The sequence below is a fragment of the Streptosporangium sp. NPDC020072 genome, from assembly GCF_040631445.1.
In the GTDB taxonomy this organism is placed as follows: domain Bacteria; phylum Actinomycetota; class Actinomycetes; order Streptosporangiales; family Streptosporangiaceae; genus Streptosporangium.
Window position 1 is genome coordinate 483467 of sequence record NZ_JBEYAB010000005.1, and the last position, 22025, is coordinate 505491.

19 protein-coding genes are annotated in these 22025 nt (G+C 68.6%); 16 read left to right on the forward strand and 3 right to left on the reverse strand.

Annotated features, from left to right (window positions below):
• The 4 genes from ABZ470_RS14625 (at position 1) to ABZ470_RS14640 (ending at position 6783) form a co-directional block, all read left to right on the forward strand.
• Positions 1 to 1242 carry an MFS transporter gene (locus ABZ470_RS14625; protein ID WP_362911639.1) on the forward strand — a complete coding sequence of 414 codons (1242 nt, stop codon included), beginning with the start codon at positions 1 to 3 and terminating at the stop codon, positions 1240 to 1242.
• Positions 1239 to 2192, forward strand: a complete 954-nt coding sequence (locus ABZ470_RS14630) for a hypothetical protein (RefSeq protein WP_362911640.1) — start codon at positions 1239 to 1241, stop codon at positions 2190 to 2192. Before ABZ470_RS14625 ends, ABZ470_RS14630 begins: the two co-directional genes overlap by 4 nt.
• Before the next feature lie 599 nt (positions 2193 to 2791).
• Positions 2792 to 5428, forward strand: a complete 2637-nt coding sequence (locus tag ABZ470_RS14635) for a S8 family serine peptidase (RefSeq protein WP_362911641.1) — start codon at positions 2792 to 2794, stop codon at positions 5426 to 5428.
• A gap of 275 nt (positions 5429 to 5703) precedes the next feature.
• Positions 5704 to 6783 carry an HAD-IIA family hydrolase gene (locus tag ABZ470_RS14640; RefSeq protein WP_362911642.1) on the forward strand — a complete coding sequence of 360 codons (1080 nt, stop codon included), beginning with the start codon at positions 5704 to 5706 and terminating at the stop codon, positions 6781 to 6783.
• Between the two features lie 146 nt (positions 6784 to 6929).
• Here the strand turns inward: ABZ470_RS14640 and ABZ470_RS14645 are convergent, their stop codons facing one another.
• Entirely contained in the window at positions 6930 to 8090 is a 1161-nt protein-coding gene (locus ABZ470_RS14645) for an MFS transporter (RefSeq protein ID WP_362911643.1), read from the reverse strand.
• A gap of 104 nt (positions 8091 to 8194) precedes the next feature.
• Here ABZ470_RS14645 and ABZ470_RS14650 point away from each other — a divergent pair, with 104 nt between their 5' ends.
• A complete protein-coding gene (locus ABZ470_RS14650) occupies positions 8195 to 8605 on the forward strand; it encodes a MarR family transcriptional regulator (RefSeq protein WP_362911644.1) in 411 nt (136 codons plus the stop codon).
• 37 nt (positions 8606 to 8642) lie between these two features.
• Here ABZ470_RS14650 and ABZ470_RS14655 read toward each other — a convergent pair whose 3' ends face one another.
• Positions 8643 to 9647, reverse strand: a complete 1005-nt coding sequence (locus ABZ470_RS14655) for a LysR family transcriptional regulator (protein WP_362911645.1) — start codon at positions 9645 to 9647, stop codon at positions 8643 to 8645.
• Positions 9648 to 10126: 479 nt separating this feature from the next.
• On the opposite strand from ABZ470_RS14655, the gene ABZ470_RS14660 reads away from it, so the two are divergent.
• From ABZ470_RS14660 to ABZ470_RS14710, 11 genes are all read left to right on the forward strand, one after another.
• Entirely contained in the window at positions 10127 to 11113 is a 987-nt protein-coding gene (locus tag ABZ470_RS14660; protein WP_362911646.1) for an isocyanide synthase family protein, read from the forward strand.
• Positions 11114 to 11127: 14 nt separating this feature from the next.
• Positions 11128 to 11916, forward strand: coding sequence for a TauD/TfdA family dioxygenase (locus ABZ470_RS14665; protein WP_362911647.1), 789 nt, complete (start codon positions 11128 to 11130; stop codon positions 11914 to 11916).
• A 54-nt stretch (positions 11917 to 11970) separates the two neighbouring features.
• Positions 11971 to 13209: a styrene monooxygenase/indole monooxygenase family protein gene (locus tag ABZ470_RS14670; protein ID WP_362911648.1), complete on the forward strand. Its 1239-nt coding sequence runs from the start codon at positions 11971 to 11973 to the stop codon at positions 13207 to 13209.
• The gene (locus ABZ470_RS14675) at positions 13206 to 14345 is read left to right on the forward strand and encodes an LLM class flavin-dependent oxidoreductase (RefSeq protein WP_362911649.1); all 1140 of its coding nucleotides are present in this window, start codon (positions 13206 to 13208) and stop codon (positions 14343 to 14345) included. The genes ABZ470_RS14670 and ABZ470_RS14675 overlap by 4 nt, the downstream gene beginning before the upstream one ends.
• Positions 14342 to 15631 (forward strand): styrene monooxygenase/indole monooxygenase family protein, encoded by a 1290-nt coding sequence (locus tag ABZ470_RS14680; protein WP_362911650.1) that lies wholly within the window; start codon positions 14342 to 14344, stop codon positions 15629 to 15631. The genes ABZ470_RS14675 and ABZ470_RS14680 overlap by 4 nt, the downstream gene beginning before the upstream one ends.
• A complete protein-coding gene (locus ABZ470_RS14685) occupies positions 15624 to 16148 on the forward strand; it encodes a cupin domain-containing protein (protein WP_362911651.1) in 525 nt (174 codons plus the stop codon). The genes ABZ470_RS14680 and ABZ470_RS14685 overlap by 8 nt, the downstream gene beginning before the upstream one ends.
• A gap of 89 nt (positions 16149 to 16237) precedes the next feature.
• Positions 16238 to 17098: a sulfurtransferase gene (locus ABZ470_RS14690; protein ID WP_362911652.1), complete on the forward strand. Its 861-nt coding sequence runs from the start codon at positions 16238 to 16240 to the stop codon at positions 17096 to 17098.
• Between the two features lie 61 nt (positions 17099 to 17159).
• On the forward strand, positions 17160 to 17966 hold the full coding sequence (locus tag ABZ470_RS14695; RefSeq protein ID WP_362911653.1) for an SDR family oxidoreductase: 807 nt from the start codon (positions 17160 to 17162) through the stop codon (positions 17964 to 17966).
• 173 nt (positions 17967 to 18139) lie between these two features.
• Positions 18140 to 19084: an LLM class flavin-dependent oxidoreductase gene (locus tag ABZ470_RS14700; RefSeq protein WP_362911654.1), complete on the forward strand. Its 945-nt coding sequence runs from the start codon at positions 18140 to 18142 to the stop codon at positions 19082 to 19084.
• Positions 19085 to 19127: 43 nt separating this feature from the next.
• Positions 19128 to 19283 carry a hypothetical protein gene (locus tag ABZ470_RS14705; protein ID WP_362911655.1) on the forward strand — a complete coding sequence of 52 codons (156 nt, stop codon included), beginning with the start codon at positions 19128 to 19130 and terminating at the stop codon, positions 19281 to 19283.
• Complete coding sequence (locus tag ABZ470_RS14710; RefSeq protein ID WP_362911656.1) at positions 19283 to 20326, forward strand: MmcQ/YjbR family DNA-binding protein; 1044 nt, start codon at positions 19283 to 19285, stop codon at positions 20324 to 20326. Before ABZ470_RS14705 ends, ABZ470_RS14710 begins: the two co-directional genes overlap by 1 nt.
• A gap of 128 nt (positions 20327 to 20454) precedes the next feature.
• On the opposite strand, the gene ABZ470_RS14715 is transcribed toward ABZ470_RS14710, so the two are convergent.
• A complete protein-coding gene (locus tag ABZ470_RS14715) occupies positions 20455 to 21882 on the reverse strand; it encodes a DUF4041 domain-containing protein (protein WP_362911657.1) in 1428 nt (475 codons plus the stop codon).
• Positions 21883 to 22025 lie beyond the last annotated feature (143 nt).

A 22025-nucleotide genomic window follows, 5' to 3' on the forward strand; every position in this document is an offset into this window, starting at 1 on the left:
GTGTACCTCTCCACTCTCGACAGGAACCGGACCGCCGGCGGCCCCGTCAGGGCCGTCGGCGGCACGGTGCTCGCGCTCGGCGCCGTCAGTCTCGTCACGGACGTCTCGGCGGAGATGGTGACCGCGATCCTGCCGCTGTACCTGGTCGTCGGGCTGCAGTTCAGCCCGGCGGCCTACGGCGTCATCGACGGCCTGTACACCGGCGCGACCGTGCTGCTGCGGCTGGTCGGCGGATACGTCGGCGACCGGGTCAACCGGCACAAGACCGTCGCCGGACTCGGCTACGGGATGTCGGCGTTCGCCAAACTCGGGCTGCTCGCCGCCGGTGCCTCGGGACCGCTCATCGGGCTGATGATCACGGCGGACCGGGCGGGCAAGGGCCTGCGCACGGCCCCCAGGGACGCGCTGATCACTCTCGCCACCCCGCAGGACCGGCTCGGCAGGGCCTTCGGGGTGCACCGGACGATGGACGCGACCGGCGCCTTCCTCGGGCCGATCGCCACGCTCGCCGTGCTCGCGCTGGGGAACGGGGCGTTCGGGCCCGTCTTCGTGACGAGTTTCTGCGTCGCGCTGCTCGCCGTACTGATCCTGGTGCTGTTCGTGCCCGCGGCGGCCGGTCCCCGTCCTCGCCCGGCCGAGGTCTCGTGGCGGGCCGTCGCCCGGCTCGGACGTGGCCGTCTGCTGTCCGCCGCGTGCCTGCTCGGCCTGGTCACGATCGGCGACGGGTTCGTCTATCTCGTCCTGCAGCGGCGTGTCGAGCTGGGGATCGGCTGGTTCCCGATCCTCGCGGTCGGTACGAGCCTGGTCTATCTGCTGCTGGCCGCGCCGCTGGGCAGGCTGGCCGACCGGATCGGACGGCTGTGGGTGTTCGCCGGCGGGAACGCCCTGCTCGCCGCCGTCTACCTGCTGCTGTACGGCCCGCTCGGCGGCCTGCCGCTGGTCGTCACGGTGCTGGTCCTCTACGGGACGTTCTACGCGGCCACCGACGGCGTCCTCATGGCGCTGGCCGGTTCGGTGTTCCCGCCCGAGCTGCGCGCCACCGGGATGGCCCTGGTGCAGAGCGGCCAGGCCCTGGCCTACTCGGTCTCCTCGGTGCTCTTCGGCCTGGCCTGGCAGACCTGGGGCGCGGGTGCCGCCTGTCTCGCCGCGGCCGTGGCGGCCCTGCTCGCCCTGCCCCTGACCGTCTTCCTGCTCACCAAGGAGTCACGATCACTCTCAGCCCGCGCGCACGTGTCCTCGTGACGGTCCTGGCGGCCCTGTTGCTCGCCGGGGTCGCCGTCACCTACACGGCACTGGCCGGGGACCGGCCCGTGTCCGCTCCTTCCTCTGGTTCGTCCGCCTCCTCCGGAGCTCCGGGCGCGGGGCCACGGTTGCAGGTGCTGACCAACGGCCTGTTGTCGACGGTCTCCCGTGCCGATCCCGGCGGTCCGCGCGAGGTCACCGAGCTGCGCTGCGACCGCGCCTACGTCGCGGGGGGAACCCTCGCCTGCCTCAAACCCGTCGGCCCGCTCAGCTCGTCCGGGCTGATCGTTCTCGACCCCTCTCTCAAGGAGCGCAGGAGCCTGCCGCTGACCGGCTTCCCGAACCGGCTGCGTGTCTCGGCCAGCGGCCGGATGGTCGCCTGGACGCTGTTCATCGACGGGCACTCCTACGCGACGACCGGTTTCTCCACCCGGGCGGGCATCCTCGACACCCGCACGGGACGGCTGGTCTCCTCGCTTGAGGACTTCTCGATCACGCTGGACGGCAGGCCGTACCGGAACTCCGACGTCAACTTCTGGGGCGTCACGTTCGCCTCGGACGACAACCGCTTCTACGCGACGTTGTCCACGAACGGCCGTCGTCACCTGGTCGAGGGCGACTTCGCCGCGGGGACCGTCAGGACGCTGCGGGACAACGTCGAGTGCCCGTCCCTGTCCCCCGACGGAACCCGGATCGCCTACAAGTCCGCCGTCGACGCCGATCCGAAGAAGGGCTGGCGGCTCTCGGTCCTGGACCTGGCGACCCGGCGCGTCACCCCGCTGGCCGAGACGCGCAGCGTGGACGACCAGGCCGCCTGGCTCGACGACCGGACCGTCGCCTACGCGCTGCAGACCGGTGACGGCACCAACAACGTCTGGTCCGTCCCCGCGGACGGCACCGGGACTCCTCGGCTGCTCGTCCCCGGCGCCGGCTCCCCCGCCCCGGCCTGACCTCACGGAAAACACCGGCGCGTCCCGCCTCCGGGCGGGACGCGCCGTTCCGTGCGAATTCCTTTTTCTCGTTCCGCATGGAGGAATGCCGACGCTTTCGCGCCGTCCAGGCGTTTGTTTGCGTTTCTGTGTAACACGGAGGGCGATCACTTCGTCACGAACGACCGGCCGCTCCCCTGCCATTCAGTGACGCATCTTCCCCACCGGCAAACGGAGATCGATCCGGTAAACATCCGCAGGTCTGTGACGTTCCTTACCCTCTCAGGAAAACGAGGTTCATCGTCCATACGTCGCGCATCCTCCCCTGTCAACCACGGAGAGGGAGCTTCTTTCCGTTCCATGAATCACCGAAAATCACTTCACGCGCCCGCTCGGAAACTGACCGTGCAATCCATTTTCACAGTTGATTTTCACACGGGTTCTCGGTCATGCTGACTCGTCGGATCAGTTGTTTTCATGATGTACGGCGAAGCGCGGCATACGGAAAGGCCTTGGTCCGAGGCGGCAGGACAGGCGTTCCATCGATTTCCGCATTCTTGGAGTCACGGCTTGTAATGCTCCGTGCCCGCACGCCGAGAACGACGCCAGAGGAGAATTTGTTGTCACTTCGCTCTGATTCCCGGGGCCGCGGAGGACCACGGTCACGGCGGCTCGCCGCGGCCCTGCTCTCCGTGGCCGTCGGCGCGCTGTCCGGCGTGGTCGCCGCGGGCCCCGCCTCGGCCGAGCCCGCCCCGGCCTACGACCACAGCAAGGACAAGGGCACCGCCCCGGGAACCCACGGGCCTCTGCCCAAGGGCTTCTCCACGACCGAGCTCTCGGTGAAGTTCAAGCCCGGCCTCGCCGTACGGCTGCGCGGGCAGGGCCTGGTCGCCAAGGACTCCGAGGACGCGACCGAGATCCAGCGGGTCCTGGCCAGGTACAAGGACGCCTCCATCAGGCCCCTGTCCTCGGCCTCCGAGACGAAGATCACCGAACGACGGCTCCAGCTGGAGAGGAAGACCGGCAGGCAGCTGCCCGACCTGAACTCCTGGTTCGTCGTCACCGCCCCCAAGAGCGGCGTCGAGGGCCTGCTGAAGGACCTCAACGCCCTGCCCTCGGTGGAGATCGCCCAGGCCAGGATGACCCCCGTCGCCACCTCCGAACCGCTGGCCTCCTACCAGAGGTACCGCAACGCCGCCACCTCCTCGCTGGGCGCGGGAGTGGACGCCGACTACGCCAACGCCCAGACCGGTGGCAAGGGCGACGGCATCACCGTCACCGACATCGAAGAGCAGTCCACCTACATCCCCTACTTCGGCCCGCAGACGATCGCCGCGGGTCAGGACCACTCGCTGCTGATCACGCGGACTCCGGCGCTCGGGCAGGTGTGGGCCTGGGGCGACAACGGCCAGGGCCAGCTCGGCCTGGGCAACACCACGGCCAAGAAGGTCCCCTCCCAGGTCCCCGGCCTGACCGGCGTCACCTCCGTCTCCGCGGGAGACGACTACTCTCTGGCGCTCAAGAGCGACGGCACCATCTGGGCCTGGGGCGACAACAGCCAGGGCCAGCTCGGCAACGGCACCACCACCGACAGCACCGTCCCGGTGCAGGTCACCGGGATCTCCAACGCGGTGGCGATCAGCGCCGGTCTCGGCCATGCCCTGGCCGTCCTGTCCGACGGCACCGTACGCGCCTGGGGCGACAACAGCCTGGGACAACTCGGCTACGTCGGCCCCGACTCCCCGGCCGCCGTCGCCGTCGCCGGCCTCACCGGCGTCCGCACCGCGCCGGACTCGGTCGCCGCGGGCGGCGCCCACTCCCTGGCGCTGATGGCCGACGGCACCGTCAAGGGCTGGGGCGCCAACAGCATCGGCCAGCTCGGCGACGGGACCACCACCGACCGTGCCACCCCCGCCGCCGTCACCGGCCTGACCGGCGTCACCCAGATCAGCAGCCGGGGCGACCACGCTCTGGCGCTCCTGTCCGACGGCACCGTCAAGGCCTGGGGCGACAACAGCGAGGGACAGCTCGGCGACGGGACCACCACCGGCCGGACCGCCCCGATCTCCGTCCCCGGCCTGGCCAACGTCAACAGCATCGCCGCCGGAAGCAGGCACAGCGTCGCGACGGCCGAATCGGTCTCCTGGGCCACCTACGCCTGGGGTGACAACAACCAGGGACAGCTCGGCGACGCAACCACCGTCGACAGGTACTCCCCTACCGTGATCCCGGCGACCAGCGACATCGCCGCGGCGGGCCTGGCCCACACCATCACCAAGCTCGCCCAGACGTTCCACGTCTGGGGCCTCAACAGCAGCGGCCAGCTCGGTGACGGAACCACCACCAACCGGCACGGCCCCGTCGAACTGGTCGCGTACACCAACCGGTGGAACCTCTGCCACGAGGACCTCGCCGGACGCGTCGCGACCGGTCAGATCGTCCAGGTGCCGTCCGCGTTCGGCGACCCCTGCACCAACGACCTCTCGATCCGTCACGGCACCGCGGTGGCCGGGATCATCGGCGCCCAGGACGACAACGGTGTCGGCATGGCCGGCATCGCGCCCCACGCCACCCTGCACCTGTCCGGCACCGCCGTGTTCGACACCGTCGCCTACGCCACCGCGCACTCCCAGCCGGGTGACGTCATCCTGTTCGAGATCGCCGTCAAGCCCAGCACCCGGCAGTACCCCTGGGAGTACCAGAGCAACGTCTACGACCAGGTCGTCCTGGCCACCGCCGCCGGAATCACCGTGGTGGAGCCCGCGGGCAACAGCGGCATCGACCTCGACGACTCCACCGACCCCTACGTCGCCGTCATCATGGGCCGTCCCGACTCCGGCGCCATCATGGTCGGGGCGGGGACCCCGCCCAGCCCCAGCTGTGTCGGCACGCCTCCCTCCGCCGACCGCACCGCGCTGCCGCTGTCGTCGTACGGCGTCCGCGTGGACGTCCAGGCCTACGGCGAGTGCGTGGCGTCGACGACCGCTCCTGGCTGGCAGGACCTGACCCCCTTGGAGACCGACCCCAACAAGACCTACGCCGGTGGCTTCGGCGGCACCTCCGGCGCCGGCGCCATCGTGGCCGGAACCGTCGCCTCCCTGCAGGGCGTCGCCAAGGCCAACGGCGGAGTGCTCACCCCCGCCCAGGTCCGCGACACCCTCAAGCTCACCGGTACGGCCCAGCCCGCCGGTGACCCTCACCGCATCGGCCCGCTGCCCAACCTGCGTGCCGCCATCGACGACATCCTGGCCCCGTAGGACGTCGGCTCGCGCGGGGACGGGACGCCCTCCCGGGCGCCTCGTCCCCGTGACCGGTCCTCCCGCTTTTGGTTACCCTTGTCCCAGGGTTGGCCCGGCCCTGTGGAACGCGGGAGGGGCGGGCCTTTCGCGGCCGTCCGGGAGGACGGCCGCTTCGCACGACGAAGAATCCGTGAACGCCGGGTTGTAGGACCGGTCATCGCCCGACAGCCACGGCGACGACTCCACGACGTGGGATTCCGCACCGGCGCAGAACCGTACGACAGGGTGGTGGATTGAGCCAGGAAGCCGACGGGCCGTTACGCGGTTGCGACCGCCCGCTCGTGAAGCACTACGGCACGGGAATCTTCGACCTGGACGGGGTCGTCTATCTCGGCGGACGCCCCGTGCCGCACGCCGCCACCGTCCTGGCCGGCGTGGAACGCGACGGCGTTCGCCGGCTTTTCCTGACCAACAACTCCTCGCGCACGCCGGGTGAGGTGGCCGCCGTTCTCCTCGGCCTCGGGATCGCCGCCGACGAGGAGCAAGTCGTCACCTCGGCGGAGACCTCGGCGCGGATGGCGGCGGAGCTCCTGCCTCCGGGCTCCCGCGTGTTGGTCGTCGGCGGGGCGGCGGTCGAAACGGCTCTGCGGCATCAGGGGCTGACACCCGTCAGGTCGCTGGACGCCGGCCCTGCCGCGGTCGTTCAGGGCTTCGCCCCCGAGGTCGACTGGCGGCAGCTCGCCGAGGCCAGTTACGTGATCGCCAGGGGCGTTCCCTGGATAGCCTCCGACGTGGATCTTCGAATCGCCAGGGAGCACGGGATCGCGCCGGGTAACGGCGCCCTGGTGAACGCGATCCGAGTGGCCACGGGACGTGATCCGCTGGTCGCGGGAAAGCCCGAGGACGCCATCTTCACCGAGGCGGCACGCCGAAGCAGCGGAGCTTGCCTGGTGGTCGGTGACGGCCTGGACACCGACGTCGCGGGAGCCCGCCGTAACGGACTCGACAGCGCGCTGGTGCTGACCGGGGTGAGCACGGTCGGCGCGCTGCTGAAGGCGCCGCCGTCGGCGCGGCCCAGCTATCTCATCGCGGATCTGCGAGGACTCTTCTCGTCCTGGCCCGCGGTCCGCGGACAGCGCGACGGGTTCGCCTGCGGAGGCTGGACCGCCCGCTGGGAGGCTGGGAAGGTGGCCGTGGCGGACGACGACGGCGTTCCCGTCAGGGACGGAACCGTCCCGGTCGACAGCGTCGTCAACGCCGTACGGGCGTTGTGTCACGCGGTGTGGGCCGCGCAGGACGCGGGCCGGAGGGCCGAGGCCGACCAGGACGTGAGGTGGCTTCTGGAGTGGCCCGGCCAGGAGGATCTCCGGTGACCCCACGGGATCGCGAGGCGTCCGCAGGACCCCGCTCCGGAAGGGACGACCGGCTCGCCGGGACCTCCCGTGCGGGATGGAGGCCTCGCGGAAACCGGCTGCCGATGCGCACGGCCCTTCCTGGGGCCGTGCGGTCGGGGTGACGGTCAGGCCGTCTGGAGGACGAGCCTGTTGTCCCTGCGGTGCGAGTAGACGGCGACGACGAGGCCGGTCAGGGTGAGCAGGGCACCGACGAGATAGAGCGACGCCAGTCCGAGGCTGCTGTCGATCAGCCTTCCGCCCAGCCAGCCGGCGAAGGCGGCGGCGAGCTGGAATCCGGAGGCGTTGACCGCCACGGCCAGCGTGGGTGCCGTGCTCGCGGTGGATATAACCCGTGTCTGCATGCCGGGGATGATGGCGAACGCGAGCATGCCGATGACGAAGATGAGCACCGCCACCAGCGCCTGGACACCGCTGGCGGCCCAGAACAGCGCCAGCGCGCCCGCCAGGACGACCAGCAGTCCGATCAGCGACGGCATCAGTGCCCGGTCCGACAGCCATCCCCCGAGGAAGTTCCCGACGACGGCGCCGCCGCCGTACACCAGCAGCAGGACCGGCACCGAGGTGGCCGAGAACTTGCTGACGTCGGTGAGCAGCGGGGCGATGTAGCTGAAGACCATCACGACGCCCACATTGCCCAGCGCGGTCAGCGCGATCGCCAGCTGGACACCGCGGTTGCCGAGAACGCGCAGCTCGGACAGGACCGAACCGGTCGCGGCGGTGGGCTGGGTGGGGACGAAGCGCAGCACCAGCAGCATGGCCAGGGTGGTGAACGCGGCGACCACCGCGAACGTCACTCGCCAGCCGAAGTTCTGACCGATGAACGTGCCCGCCGGGGTGCCGAGGATGATGCCGAGGTTCATCCCCAGTGCCACCTTCGCGACCGCGGACGCCTGCTTGCCGGGGGGCGCCATCGACACGGTGGTCGCGATGGCGACGGCGAAGAACGTGGCGACCACGAGACCCGCGCCGAAGCGCATGGCCAGGAGGATCGCGTAGTTCGGTGCCACCGTCGAACCGAGGTTCGCGGCGATCGACACCAGGAGAAGGCCGACGATGAGCGGTTTGCGGGGCAGTCTGGCCGTCAGAACGGTGATCACCGGACCGCCGACGATCATGCCCACCGCGTAGGCGGTCACCAGCAGGCCTGCGGCCGCGATCGTCACCGACAAGTCCGAGGCCACCTCCGGCAGGATGCCGGCGATCACGAACTCACCGGTCGTGAGGCTGAAGACGACCAGCATGAGAGAGAAGACAGGTAACGGCACCGAGCCCTCCTATACATCTAGTTCGTATAATACGAGTTAGAATTATCACAGCTCGAAGCAGTCAGGCTACACTGATGCTCAGGACAACGAGGTTGGAGCCGTCGGTGGACATTCAGATCGATCGTGACGTGTGCAAGCTCGTCCACCAGTTCACTCACCGGCTCGACGTCCATGTCCGGCGCGTCGCGGAGGAGCTGGGCATCACCGCGTCCCAGGTCATCGCGCTCCGCGAGCTGTCCGAGCCGATCACCGCCCGCGAACTGGCCTCGCGGATGTCATGTGAGCCCTCGAACGCCACCTTCGTCCTTGATCGGCTTGAGCAGCAGGGCTTGATCCGGCGGGAGCCGCACCCGACCGACCGCCGGGCGAAACAGATCGTGCTCACCGCGTCCGGCCAACGGTGCCGGACTGGCGTGCTCGATCGCCTCAGCGCCGGGTCGCCGCTGACCCGGCTCACCGCCGGCCAGCAGGAGTCACTACGGAACCTGCTCCAGGCCCTCGTCGACCCGGCCTGACCCTCGCCTCCCGGAGTGGGGAGATCCCTGAAGCGCGTCAGACGCGCGGCGAACCGGCGGTGCGCTGTCCTCGCCGCACATTCCGGCGAACCACGTGCTGCGGGACGCCGGGGCTTTGTATGGTCCCGGTGGGAACGCCACGCTGACGCAGCCGGTGGCACATGTCCTCAAGCATGGCGATCTGCGGTTTCTCTCTGGCCGAGGCGGGCCAGGCGAGGCCGAAGGTGCAGGGCGGTACGTCCTGAACGGGCAGATAGCGGATGTTCGGCCGAGGGTAGAGCTCCGCCGTGACGGCGGGGACGAAGGCGATCGCCCTGTCGAACGAGACCGCGGACAGCAACGCCTCGCATTTCGTGACCTGATGGGTGGTGTACGAGACAGCCGATCCGTCGAGCCGGGGATCGACGGCCCAGAAGTTTCGCTCGGCCTGCGAGATCTCGGGCGTCAGCCCGACCACCGGGTGACTGGCGAGTTCGTGCAGCCTGACCGAGTGCCGATCCGCCAGCGGGTCCGAGCTGGACACGCACACCACACGCGGCTCCGTGGTGAGCGGCTGCGAGCACATGTCTCCGGAGACCGGAAGGTAGACGAAGGCCGCGTCGATCTCACCTTTCTCCAGCATGGTCGTCCGCTCGACGAAGTCCACGACCTTAATGCTGATGTTCAGCGTCGGGTGCAGCTCTCTGAGCATTGACAGCGCGCTATTGGTCGCCGCCAGTACCGTGACGTTTTCAGATAACCCGAACGTTAATTCTTCACTACTGAGCGTAGAACGGTGCGCCGCGTTTCGCAGGCCGGTCATGGCGTCGACGACCTTCCTCGCGAACGGCAACAGCGTCCGCCCCTCGGCGGTCAGTTCGACCCGCCGACTGGACCTCTCGAAAAGCTGGACACCCAGCCTGTTCTCCAGTGACCTGATCTGCTGGCTAAGGGCGGGTTGCGTGAGATGAAGCCTTGTTGCGGCATGTCCGAAGTGCAATTCATCGGCCAGCGTAAGCAGTAAACGCAGTTGACGAGCCGTCGGGTCCTCGTCACCGACCATGACACCCCCCTTTTTTCGATCGATACGCCTGAGCGTATCGATGCCCCGCACATACTAATCGATAAAAGCTTGCACAGCCACATAGCGCATGGCAACCTTTAACAATAACGGCACAAGTTGCGACTCCGAAAACGGAGCGACCAGAATTACGTGCCGGCGATAGCGCTGACCCGCACGACGCATAAGCGCGCCCAGTCACACACCCCCAAGAGACTCCAAACGACGCCAAATCGTACAGAGCCCCCGGACCGACACCTTGGAGGCAATTCCAGGTAGGGAAACAGGGTTTTCCGGCGACCGGGCGGCCGCCTGAGCGGCCGATATGTCCACCGCCAAACAGGTGCTTGGTTCGCCCGAGGTCGCCCCTCGCCCTCGCATCACGAACACGGCGACCGCACGGGAACGTCCGAATCAATTTTCCTGGGCATTCGCCATGCCCAGACCAGCCGTAAACGGATGACTCCCCACCAGGAGAAAAATTGAACGGGAACCTGACGAGCGCATCGAATTCAATAGAGACATCTCGTAAACTCCTGGAAATTCTCTATCGCTACCAACGCGTCGACAGCGCGCCGGACGACGTCGGCGAAACCACCGGCGGCGAGTTATGCGCGGCATGCTGTGAGGCACGGAAGGAGAAACTCGCCTACTTCATCGAGAACGGGGAACCGATTCATTTCGTCATTCCCGCGTTCCCTGCGAAGTCGCCGAACCTGACCAAGGTGATCGGCGCGCTTCCGGACCTCGGCGAGCACATGGCGCTCGCTCTTCTTCAGTCGATCTGCGACTACACGAGCTACTTCTATCCCCCAGGGGCGCGAATCACGATCTGCTCGGACGGGCACGTCTTCGGGGACGTGGTCGGGGTCTCCGACAACACGGTCAGCGCATACCGGGCGAGCCTGACGAATATGATCCGGATGTCCAACTGGAAATCCCTGGAAATGTTCGGGCTCGACGACGCCTTCGGCGGAACGGATTACCCCAAGCTCAGGCAGACACTTGAGTACGGTTATACGACGTCCCTTGAGGAGCTGAAGGAGAGCGTCCGCACGGACCGCAACTCGCTGTCGTTGTTCAACGGCATCCATCGCTTCATGTTCGAGGATGCACTGGCCAGAAACAAAGGCGAGACGTCCAAGACGAAGCTCCGCAAGGAGTCGAAGGATGCCGCCTACCAGACCATACGCCGCAGCAACGCCTGGAGCAGGGTGGTCGCGGAGAACTTTCCCAGGGCGATGCGCCTGTCCATTCACCCCCAGCCTCCGCACTCGGAGAAGTTCGGGTTGCGGCTCATGCGGACCCAGGACAGCTGGCTGACTCCGTGGCACGGCGTGGTGCTCGACGACGGCGTCAAACTCTCCCTGGTCAAGCGATGGGAGGCGGAGGACCTGAAGGCCTCGGTCGTACTACGCAACGGACGTCCGAGTCATTTCGTCGGCCCGCATCTCACCATCGCCTCCTAGAAAGGCCAAAAGTCATGAGAACAGGTGTGCTCAGGCACATTCCACTGAGTCCGTTCGGACGTATCGTCGAGGCCGCCGGCGCGCGGATCACCGACATTCCAGCGGACACACTGCTCAGGTGGACCGAGGAATCCCGCGTTCTCGTCCTGCGCGGATTCCCCCTGCTGGAGAAGCAGGAGTTCGCCGACTACTGCCGGACCTGGGGTGAGGTCCTGAAGTGGGACGCCGGTGAGGTGATCGACCTGGTCGTCGAGGAGAACCCCAAGAATTACCTCTTCGCCAGCGGTGACGTCCCCTTCCACTGGGACGGCGCCTTCGTCGAGGCCGATCCGCGGTTCTTCTTCTTCCAGTGCCTGGACGCGACCCCGCAGGCCGGGGGCGAGACGGTTTTCTCCGACACGACCGCCGCCTACCGGGACGCGGATCCGGAGACCCGGCGGCGGTGGGCGGATATCAGCATCACCTACACCACCGACAAGGTCACCCACTACGGCGGCGAGGTCACCGAGAAAATGGTGGCCCAGCACCCCGGTACCGGCGTCCCCGTGTTGCGTTTCGCCGAACCGCTGGACCCGGCAAAGTACAAGAATCCGGTGTACGCCACCGTTCATGGCATTGATCCATCCGAAGTGGATGAATTCCTCACCACCATGGCCGGAATTCTGCACCGTCCTGAGTACTGCTACGTACACGCCTGGGAGCGAGGCGATATCGTCATCGCCGACAATTTCGCGCTGGTGCACGGCCGCAACGCGTTCAGCGGACCGACGACCCGCCACCTGCAGCGCGTCGAGGTCATCTGAGAACCACCGCACAGCGGTAACCGAGCGACGCATCTCATCAGCAGTGGAGCACGCATGAGCATTGGCATCGTCGGGGCCGGGATATCCGGTCTGCACCTGGCGCTTCGGCTACAGCAGTTCGGCGTCGACACCACCCTGTACACCCCCCAGCGACCCGAGGACATCCGTGACGGGCCACCGCTGAACTTCGTCACCCGTTTCCACTCCACCAGAGAGCGAGAAAAGGCGCTCGGCGTCACTCATTGGACCTCCGGCGAATTCGACAATCCCTCGATGCACATGTACCTCGAAGGATCCGGAGGATTGTCGTTCCAGTCCCGGTTACCGCATCCGGCGAGTTCGGTGGACTTCCGGATGTACCTTGCGGCCCTGCTTGAGGAATACCAGGCCCGCGGCGGCGGAGTGGAACCCCGGGAAACGACCGGCCGATCCGATCTGGCCGATCTGGCGGGGAATCACGACCTCGTGGTCGTCGCTGCGGGCCGCGGCGCACTCACCGGCACCTTCCCCCGCGATCCCGCCCGTTCTCCGTACGACACCGCGCGCAGGCGTCTCGCCGGAGGCCTGTTCCACGGGGTCCTGCCGGCGGACCCCGTGGGAATGACCATGCACATGGTCCCGGGGGCCGGCGAGATCCACGCGCCGACCTACCACACCTTCGGCGGCCAGGTGACCGTCGTGCTGGTCGAGGCGGTGCCGGGAGGACCGTTCGAATCCGTGACGGGCCGCGACCACCGCGACGATCCCGACGGGTTCGCCGGACACATTCTGCGGCTGGTCGGTGACCACGCGCCCACCCTGCGCGAACGGATCGACGAGCAGGAGTTCGCCCTGGTACGGCCGGTGGACATGCTCCAGGGAGCGGTCGTGCCGACCGTGCGCCACGGATGGGCGAAGGTGGGCGACGACAGGTTCGCCCTGGCCGTCGGTGACGCCTGGATCGCCAACGACCCGCTGACCGCGCAGGGCGCGAACCTGGGGTCGGCCCAGGCGTTCCTGCTCGCCGAGGCGTTAAGGACCGCCGCCGGCCCCTACGACGAGCGGTTCTGCCGGACGGTCTCCGAGCGCATGTGGGCGGACGCCCAGCCCGTCGTCGACTGGACGAACATGTTCATCGGAGACCCTCCTCCGCAGGTGACGGCGCTCTTCGCCGCCGCGGCCGCGGACCAGCGCGTCGCCGACGCGTTTGTGGAAAACCTCGATCGTCCCCACGAGATGTGGCACAGCGTTCGCACCCCGGAGAACACCGAGGAGTTCATCTCGGGGGCACGGCTGGTGAGGAGCGGAACATGAACGTGAAGGTCGGCCTCGTCTGGGACGCGGTCGGGTCGGTGGATGCCGGGCGTAGTCTGCTCGACCTCGCCCGTACCGCCGGATTCGACACCTTCCTGGTATTCGATCATCTGATCAACATCTTCCCCAGGCAGGTCTGGGACACCGACTTCACCTATCTGGCGTCCGAGCTGTCCACGCCGGACAGGTGCCTCGACTACGCCACGCTGCTCGGCCACTTCGCCACGCGGGCAGGCCAGGTCCAGCTCGCCATCGGGGTCACCGATCCCAACCGCAGGCACCCCGCGGTGCTTGCCCAGAGCGCCCTGACCCTCGCCCAGATCACCGAGCAGGCCCCCATCCTGGGGATCGGCGCGGGAGCGCTGGAGAACCTCAAGCCGTACGGCGTGCCGTACGACCGTCAGGTGGAGCGGGTCGAGGACGCGCTGCGGATGCTGCGAATGTTCTTCGACAGCGAGGGACCGCACGACTTCCAGGGGAAGGTGTTCACCCTCGACAAGGCGCTCATGGGGCTGCGCGCCCCCGAGGGCAGGACTCCGCGGATCTGGGTCGGCGGTAACCGCCCTCGGATGCTGGAGCTCGCCGGACGTTACGCCGACGGCTGGCTGCCATCGGAGCTCGTGGCGCCGGATGAGTACGCGCGGCGGCTGGCCGTGGTCCGCTCCGCCGCGGCCGACGCGGGCCGGGACCCGGCGAGCGTCGTCGCGGCCGGTGGGGTGCCCATCGTGGTCGCCGAGACCGACGAGGCGGCGCGGAAACTGCTGCAGGCCAAGCCGATCCGCTTCCTCGCCCTGCACGCGAGCGCCGCCGGCTGGCGCAGGCACGGCGTCACGCATCCCTTCGGGGAGCGCTACCGAGGGCTGACCGAACTGCTGCCGCACCTGCTGACCCGGGACGAGGTCGAACGGGCGATGGCCGAGATACCCGACGAGCTGGTGAGCGAACAGGCGATCGTGGGAAGCCCGCAGACCGTTCTGGACGGGATCAGGAAGCTGGTCGACGCCGGCCTCCGGCATCCGATGCTGATCCCGGTCTCGGCGCTGGCCGACCCCGAGGCGGCCGGTTTCACCATGGAGACGGCGGTGTGGCTGAGTTCCCAGCTGCGGTCGGCGTCCCCCGACGGGAGCGCGGCATGACCGACATCGGCATCGTCGGTTCCGGCATCTCCGGCCTGCAGCTCGCCCTGCGCCTGCAACAGCTCGGCGTGGCCGCGACCGTCTACTCCGCGCAGGACGTCGACCAGCTCAGATCTGGCAGGCCGCGGAACTTCCCCGCCAGGTTCGGGCGGACCCAGCAGCGCGAGCACATGCTCGGGGTCTTCGATTGGGACTTCGCCGACGCGCAGGTGAGGAACTGGGCGGTCACGGTGCGGACCCCGGAGTTCTCCATGGAGTTCCTCGCCGACCTCAAGCCTCCGTCGAGCGTCGTCGACTTCAGGATCTATCTGCCCCACCTGCTGAACGAGTTCGCCGACCGTGGCGGTGACGTCGTCTTCGACGTTCCTCCGATCGACCGGATCGCGCGCCGTCACGACCTCGTCGTGGTGGCCAACGGCGACCGGTCGATGCGGGGCCTCTTCCCGGTGGACGAGACCCGCTCGCCGTACGGCACACCGCAGCGAATCCTGTGCAGTGGGCTTTACCACGGCTTCGTGGAGGACGTGCCGCACTCCCTCGACATCCACTTCCTGCCCGGTGTCGGGGAGATTCTGCGGCTGCCGTTCTTCTCCCCCCTCGGCCGGGCCGACGTGCTGGCGTTCGAGGCGATTCCCGGCGGGCCGCTGGAGGCGGTCAGCCGCATCGACGCCGACGCCGACCCAGCGGCGTTCTACCGCGAGGTGGTGCGCCTGGTCACCGAGTACGCGCCCGCGTTGCGGGAGCGCATGAACACGCGCGACCTCACCCTCATCGGGCCCGGCGAGGTGGCCCAGGGAGGGGTACGGCCGGTGGTCCGCCGGGGATGGGCGCACGTGGCCGACGGCGCCTGTGCCCTGGCCATCGGTGACGCGTGGATCACCAACGACCCGCTCACCGCCCAGGGCGCCAACCTCGGATCCCGTACGGCCTTCGCCCTGGCCGAGCTCATCGCGACGAGCGCGCCTCCCTTCGACGCCGAGTTCTGCAGGCGTGCCTCGGAGAGGCTGTGGGAGTACTCCCGGTACGTGGTGGAGTGGAGCAACGCCTTCCTCGCGCCGCCTCCCCCGCACGTGGTCGGGCTTCTCCGGGAGGCCGCTGCGGACAAGCGGGTCGCCGACGCCTTTGTCGGCCGTTTCAACGACCCGGTCGCCATGTGGTCCGCCCTGTCCAGCGAGGAGGGCGTGGCGGCGTTCGTCGCCCACACCCGGCGTGAGGGCCGGATCCCGGTGATGGCGGGAAAGGGTCGTCCGACGAACAGCGCGATCTTGGAGGAGAACAGTGTCTGAGCCGAAGACCGGCGGCGCGGAAAGCGGCCGCTTCATTCCGGAGTCCGAGCAGACGGCGGTCTGGCTCCTGGGGGGGCTGGCCCAGATCCGGGTACCCGGCGAGGCGACCAGGAACAGCTTCACCGTGGTACAGCACACCGGCACCCGCGGCTACAACACCCCGCTGCACATCCACCACTTCGAGGACGAGGTCTTCATCGTCCTCGAAGGCACGCTTCGCATGGTGTGCGACGGCCGGGAGCAGGTCGCCGAGGCGGGATCGACGATGATCATCCCTCGGGAGATTCCACACGGGTTCGTGACGACCTCGGAGAACGCCCGCTTCCTCACCATCCATTCGACGCCCGGCGAGGCTCACCGGCCGCAGTTCGACCTGTTCCTCGCCGCAGAGATCCCGCCGGCCAAGGCCCTCACCCTGCCGTCGGCCGACATGGAGATGAGCCAGGACCTCGACTTCCTGATCGAGCTGGGCAAGAAGTACGCCTACAGCTACGCGGGCCCCGCTCCCCTGCCGTAACACCGGCACCACCGTGACGGGGGCCGCGTCCCGGGACACGGCCCTCGTGGACGCCCCTGAAAGGCTCACGACGCAGCACAGGAGGAACAGTGGAGCGCGAATCCGTTCTCGTCAGTGCGGAATGGGCGCAGAACCACCTCGAAACGCCGGGTGTGGTCTTCGTCGACACCGGAAACGACGACGTCCGGTACCTGAAGAGCCACGTGCCCGGTGCCGTATGGGTGGGATGGGATGAATTCCAGGACGACCTGCGGCTGGGGGTCGTCGGCCAGGAAAGGTTCGAGGAGCTGATGTCCGCCAAGGGCATAGGCGACGACGACACCGTGGTCGTCTACTCCTCGAACGCCAACCTGCTCGCCGCGCTCACCTACTGGTACTTCAAGCTCTACGGGCACCGGGACGTGAGAATGCTCGACGGCGGGTTCGACAAATGGGAGCGGGACGGGCGCCGCCTCGGTTCGGCGGCGCCGGTCCGCCCGGCCACCTCCTACCGGGCCCAGCCGCCCGACATGTCCGTCCGCGCCACGCGTGACGACGTCATCGCGGCGATCGGGAGGAAGAACATCGTCGACGTGCGGACTCCCGAGGAGTACTCCGGCGAGATCTTCGCCCCCGGTTTCGCCGGAGAGGCCTTCGCGCCGGGGAACAACCCCCACGAGGTGGCGCAGCGCTCCGGCCATGTGCCCGGCGCGGTGAACATCCCCTGGGAGACGGTCACCACCGCGGACGGCTCGTTCAGGCCCGCCGCGGAACTCGCGGACCTGTACGGCGGGCTGGATCCGGACGCCGGAGCCATCACCTACTGCTGGGTCGGCGCGCGGTCGGCGCACACCTGGTTCGTGCTCAGCGAACTGCTCGGCATGACGGACGTCAAGAACTACGACGGGTCGTGGGCCGAGTACGGCTCGCTGATCGGAGTACCGGTCGAACGCGGCCCCGGCATCGAATGACGACACCCACCGGCACGACTTCGAAAGGGGTGCCCGCCTTCAGCGGGTGACAGTGACGCCGATGAACGAGAGCAATCAGGAACAGCCATCGGTCCGCGCGGCGAACGCCGGCCGGCTACGCGGCAAGACCGCCCTGGTCACCGGAGCGAGTTCGGGAATCGGAGAGGCCACGGCGAAGGCGCTGGCCGCCCAGGGAGCCGCCGTTGTCCTGGCGGCCCGCCGCCTGGACGAGCTCGACCGGGTGGCCGGTGAGATCACCGCCTCCGGAGGTACCGCCGTCGCGGTGCGTACCGACGTCCTCGTCGACGACGATGTCGAGAACGCGGTGCGTACGGCGGAGACACGTTTCGGCGGCCTCGACATAGCGTTCAACAACGCCGGCTCGCTCGGCTCCATGGGGTTCGTGGCCGACAAGACCCCGAAGGAGTGGGACAGCGACATCGGTCACGTGCTGGGCACCGTGTTCCTGTCGATGCGGCACGAGATTCCGGCCATGTTGCGGCGCGGTGGCGGGGTGATCGTCAACAACGCCTCACAGCTCGGCCTGGTCGGCCTGGGCGCCGGCATCAGCTCGTACGTGGCCGGTAAGCACGGTGTGATCGGCCTGACGAAGGCCGCGGCGCTTGAGTACGCCCCGCGGAACATCCGCGTCAACGCGATCGCGCTGGCTTCGGTGGACACTCCGATGTACCGTTCCTCCGTCGGCGCGAGCGAGGAGATGACGGCTCGCTTCACCGCTCTGCACCCGCTGGGGCGGATAGCGAGCGCTGAGGAGGCCGCGTCCTGCGTCGCCTACCTCGCCGGTGACGAGGCGGGTTTCTTCACCGGCTCCGTGCTGGTGATGGACGGCGGCTGGACCGCTCAGTGAGGTCCGGCCGTATCCCTTGACAGACGGCCCTGCGGCAGAGGCCGGCGCCGGGAGGACCGATCCCGGAGCGGCGCACAACCGATCCACGGCGATCGATCGCACGACCGGCGGGGAGCGAGCCCACCCGCCGGTCGTGACTCGCGAAGCCGTGGAAGACCAAGGAGAACATTGAGATGGTGTCTCGGCCAGACCTGATCACCGATCAGGCGGTACGGCGACAGCCCACCCCCGGTGAAGGCCCGCCCAGACGGCGGTTCGGGGTCATGGTCTACCCCGACCAGCCCTTCCCGGTGCTGGTCGAACGGTTCGGACTGCTGGAAGGCCTCGGTTTCGACCAGATCTTTCTCCCCGACCACAGCGGGGACCTCAGGAACCTGCGCGGCATGTGGTTCGACAGCTGGGCGGTACTCGCCGTGGCCGCCACCCACACCAGGCGGATCAGCCTGGGAACGTTGGTCGCGAACCAGATCCTGCGCCCGCCGTCACAGCTCGCCAAGCAGGCGGTCACTCTGGACCATCTGTCCGGCGGCCGGTTCGAGCTGGGGATCGGCGCGGGCATCTTCGCGTGGGACCACTACAGCGTCGGTGAACATCCGTGGGCGCCGAAGGAACGAATGCGGCGTTTCCTCGACTACGTGGCGATCGTCGACGGCATCCTGCGTGCGGAAGACGTGACGTTCAGCCACACCGGTTCACGTCTTTGGGCCGGTGACGTGCCTACGGCACCTGGTTGCCTGCAGTCGCCACGGCTTCCCATCATCGTCGGCGGGCAGTCTCCCTCCATGCTCCGCGCCGCCGCCCACTACGCGGACGTCTGGAACACCCACGGCCCGCCCGGAGCCTCCGCCGAGGGAGTCCTGAGGGCGACCGCCGAGCAAAACCGGACTCTCGACCGGCTCGCCGCCGAGGCGGGCCGTACTCCGTCGGCCGTCCGCCGTTCGTTCACCATCTTCGGCCCGTGGGATCCGCGCGCCGGACGGCACAGCTACGAGGAGATCTTCGAGCGCTTCGGAGAGGTCGGCGTGACCGACTTCGTCCTCGACTGGCCGGGGGAAGCCCATCTGGAGGAGTTCATCCGGGTCGCTGAGAAGGTGATCCCCGCTCTGCGCACGTCCTGACGATCGAAGCCGGCTCTTGGCGCGAACGCGGTGAAGCGGTCGCGTGCGTTTCCTCTTCCTGAAGGACGCGTACCCCGGCGGGCCACGAGACGGCCACGCCGGGATCGCCTACTGTATGGTCCTCGACGGCGGAGAGGTGATCTCCGGCCCGCACGCCGACTCGGGGCTCTCGTACCTGGAGGAGGTCCGGCCCAACTGATGAGATCCACTCAGATCCGCACGGAACCGGCGGTCACGGTCGAACAGGTGCGCAGGCTGGCCCTGTCCCTGCCCCGCACGCATGAGGCCCTGGTCAGAGACCGGATCAAGTTCCGGGTCGGGAAGATCGTCTACCTCTCCTTCTCCAGGGACGAGGAGCTGATGGGCTTCGCCTTCCCCAAGGAGGAGCGCGCGGCGCTCGTCGCCTCCGAGCCGGAGAAGTTCCTGATGCCGGTGCCGTCGGACGAGCGCTTCAACTGGGTCCGGGTCCGGGTGGACGCCGTCACCCCGGCGGAGATGCGGGAGATCGTCGTCGAGGCGTGGCGCATGGTCGTGCCGAAGCGCGTGGCGGCCGCCTACCTCCAGGGCACCGGCCCGTCCGTTGTCTCCACCGCGCCTGTCGCGGACGCTCCCACGCTGGACGGGCTGCGGGCGGCTGCCCGGGTCTTCAACGGGTTCTCCAACGTCGACGCCGGCTGGCTGAGGTTCCTGGAGACCACGGGCCCGGCGGCCGACCTGTCGCGTGCCGGGCACCGGGCCGCGCTGCTGCGCTGGCTGAACTCCTGGGGCTGCCGCATCCGCTACCCCCGCGAGGGCGAGCCCGACCTCCTCGACTCCGGCCTCGCCGAATGGTGGCGGAACCGGGCCGCCGACCTGCCGTCGGTGAGCCTGGCGGTGCTCTCCGACGGGGAGATCGACGTTCTCTCCCGGGCGTACGCGGAGCTCGCCGCCCTTCCCGTCGCCACCGGCCGGGCGGCCCGCTCGCTGGGCCCGACCGCCGCGGCCAAGGCGCTGTACGGCCTGCGGCCACGCGCCGTGATGCCCTGGGACGCCGCCATCGCCGTACGGTTGCACGGCTCGCGCGACGGTGCGGCGTTCGGCGCCCACCTGCGGATGGGCCGGGCCTGGGCGCGGGCCGTACTCCAGGCGGCCGGGACGGACGAGGACACGCTGCCCCTCCTCGCCGGACGACCCTCGGTGTCACTCGCCAAGGTCCTGGACGAGTACCTGTACGTCACGATCACCATGGCCTCCCAGGAGTAGGGACCCGCCGTACGCGGACGTCCCGGCGCGTACGGCGGACCCGAGGTCTTCGCTCCACCGGGCCGGGTTCCGGTTCCGCCTGCCCCTGAAACGCGACTCGGTGGCCTGTTCTCCACCGCCATGCGGCCTCAGACGCGCGCCTCGTCCTTCCCCACCGCCGGGTGAACCGACTGCCGCCACTCCAGCGCCTCGGGAACGTCCCGGTACTCCAGCAGGTGCTGACCCGCGATCTGCTGGAGCAGGTCCCTGACCTCCGCGGGTGTGGCACGGAAGAACTCCCTGCGCGGGTTGACCCGGTTGACCCGCCGATCGTTCAGCGCGGCGTGCAGCCGCCCCTCCAGCCCGACCGCGTCGTCACTGAAGATCAACGCGTGCGTGTCGAACCGGAACGGCACCGAGGCATCCCCCAGTTCCCGAACCCGGTCCTCCGGCTCCAGGCGGCGGGTCATGCCGATCTTGACGACGTCCTCACCGAACGCCCCGATGTTGGAGATCACGTACACGTACCCGGCCCGGACGTTGGCCTCGCGCGCCTCCACATCGCTGACCGCCGCGCCGATCTCCTCCAGCTTCGCCTTCAGCTCCTCCGCCCCGGCCTCGTCGCCCTTGGCGATCAGCTTGGACAGCGCCGACCTGTAGTGGGCCTCCTCCTTGCGCAGCCGGGCTTTCTCCCGCTCGAACTCCCGGCGCGCGGCCTCCTCCTCGCGCTGCTGCTCCCGCTGGGCGCGGGTGCGCTCCTTCTCCTCCTCCTGCTTGGCCAGGTGGTCGGCGGTCAGCTCCAGTTCGTAGACCCTCAGCCGGTGGTAGTCGCCGCTGACGTGGATGTCCATCGTCTTACCGAGCTTGACGATCATCTCCACGGCCTTCTCCAGCCGGTCGACGGCCGACTGCAGCTTGTACGGACGCATCGTGCGCACGCAGTTGTCGGCCTCGGCGTTGTAGGCGCGCAGCATCAGCTTGGAGAAGTCACGCACCATCCGGCGCCCCTCGGCCGCCGACCCGTTGACCTGCCAGCCCGTGGAGCCCAGCACCGCCTTGTTCTCCCTGGCCATCGCCTTGATCCGGGCCTTGACCTCCGCCAGCCGCTCCTTGTACGCCACCGCGTCACTCAGCGGATGCCGGTAGTCGTAGACCCCGGCCTCCTGCAACAGCACGGTCTCCTCGGTCCGCACGACCTGACGCTCGACCTCGCGCAACCGCCTCGTGGCGTCCGCCACGGCCGCCCGCAGCCGCCCGTGCTCGGCCCGTAGCTCCTCGGTCAGCGCGGAGACGCCCATGGCGTCCATCCCGCCAAGCCGCTCGACCCACGCCCGAAGCTCGGCGTTCTCCGCCTCCAGCTTCTTCTTCCCGCCGAACAGCCCTCCGCTGCTTCGCTCCGGCAGCACGGGTGCCGGAGCCGGGGCGGGGGCGGGCTGCGGCGCCTGTACGGCCACCCAGAACTGCCAGCCGGGCGGCGCCGGGGGCCATGACGGATCCGGCTGCCACCCCTGTGGAGGCTGCCAGCCCACGGGCGGAACCGGCCATCCGGGAGGCGAGTTGAACCGGTACTCCATCATGAACACCCTCCTCGGCCGTGTGTTCCACACAACACATGCCACAGGAGGACAGCCGTCCGGTCTGATCGGTTTACATCTGAGGGAGCGCACCCGGGCGGCCAGGCCTTGTTCCCTCCTGCGGGCCTGAGTGATCTACACGGCCG

Bases quoted from the DNA above. Each gene is read 5' to 3' on its own strand.
- ABZ470_RS14655 (WP_362911645.1), bottom strand. From the start codon at position 9,647: ATGGTCGGTGACGAGGACCCGACGGCTCGTCAACTGCGTTTACTGCTT.
- ABZ470_RS14695 (WP_362911653.1), top strand. From the start codon at position 17,160: ATGAACGAGAGCAATCAGGAACAGCCATCGGTCCGCGCGGCGAACGCC.
- ABZ470_RS14715 (WP_362911657.1), bottom strand. From the start codon at position 21,882: ATGATGGAGTACCGGTTCAACTCGCCTCCCGGATGGCCGGTTCCGCCC.
- ABZ470_RS14670 (WP_362911648.1), top strand. From the start codon at position 11,971: ATGAGCATTGGCATCGTCGGGGCCGGGATATCCGGTCTGCACCTGGCG.
- ABZ470_RS14675 (WP_362911649.1), top strand. From the start codon at position 13,206: ATGAACGTGAAGGTCGGCCTCGTCTGGGACGCGGTCGGGTCGGTGGAT.
- ABZ470_RS14700 (WP_362911654.1), top strand. From the start codon at position 18,140: ATGGTGTCTCGGCCAGACCTGATCACCGATCAGGCGGTACGGCGACAG.
- ABZ470_RS14680 (WP_362911650.1), top strand. From the start codon at position 14,342: ATGACCGACATCGGCATCGTCGGTTCCGGCATCTCCGGCCTGCAGCTC.
- ABZ470_RS14665 (WP_362911647.1), top strand. From the start codon at position 11,128: ATGAGAACAGGTGTGCTCAGGCACATTCCACTGAGTCCGTTCGGACGT.
- ABZ470_RS14710 (WP_362911656.1), top strand. From the start codon at position 19,283: ATGAGATCCACTCAGATCCGCACGGAACCGGCGGTCACGGTCGAACAG.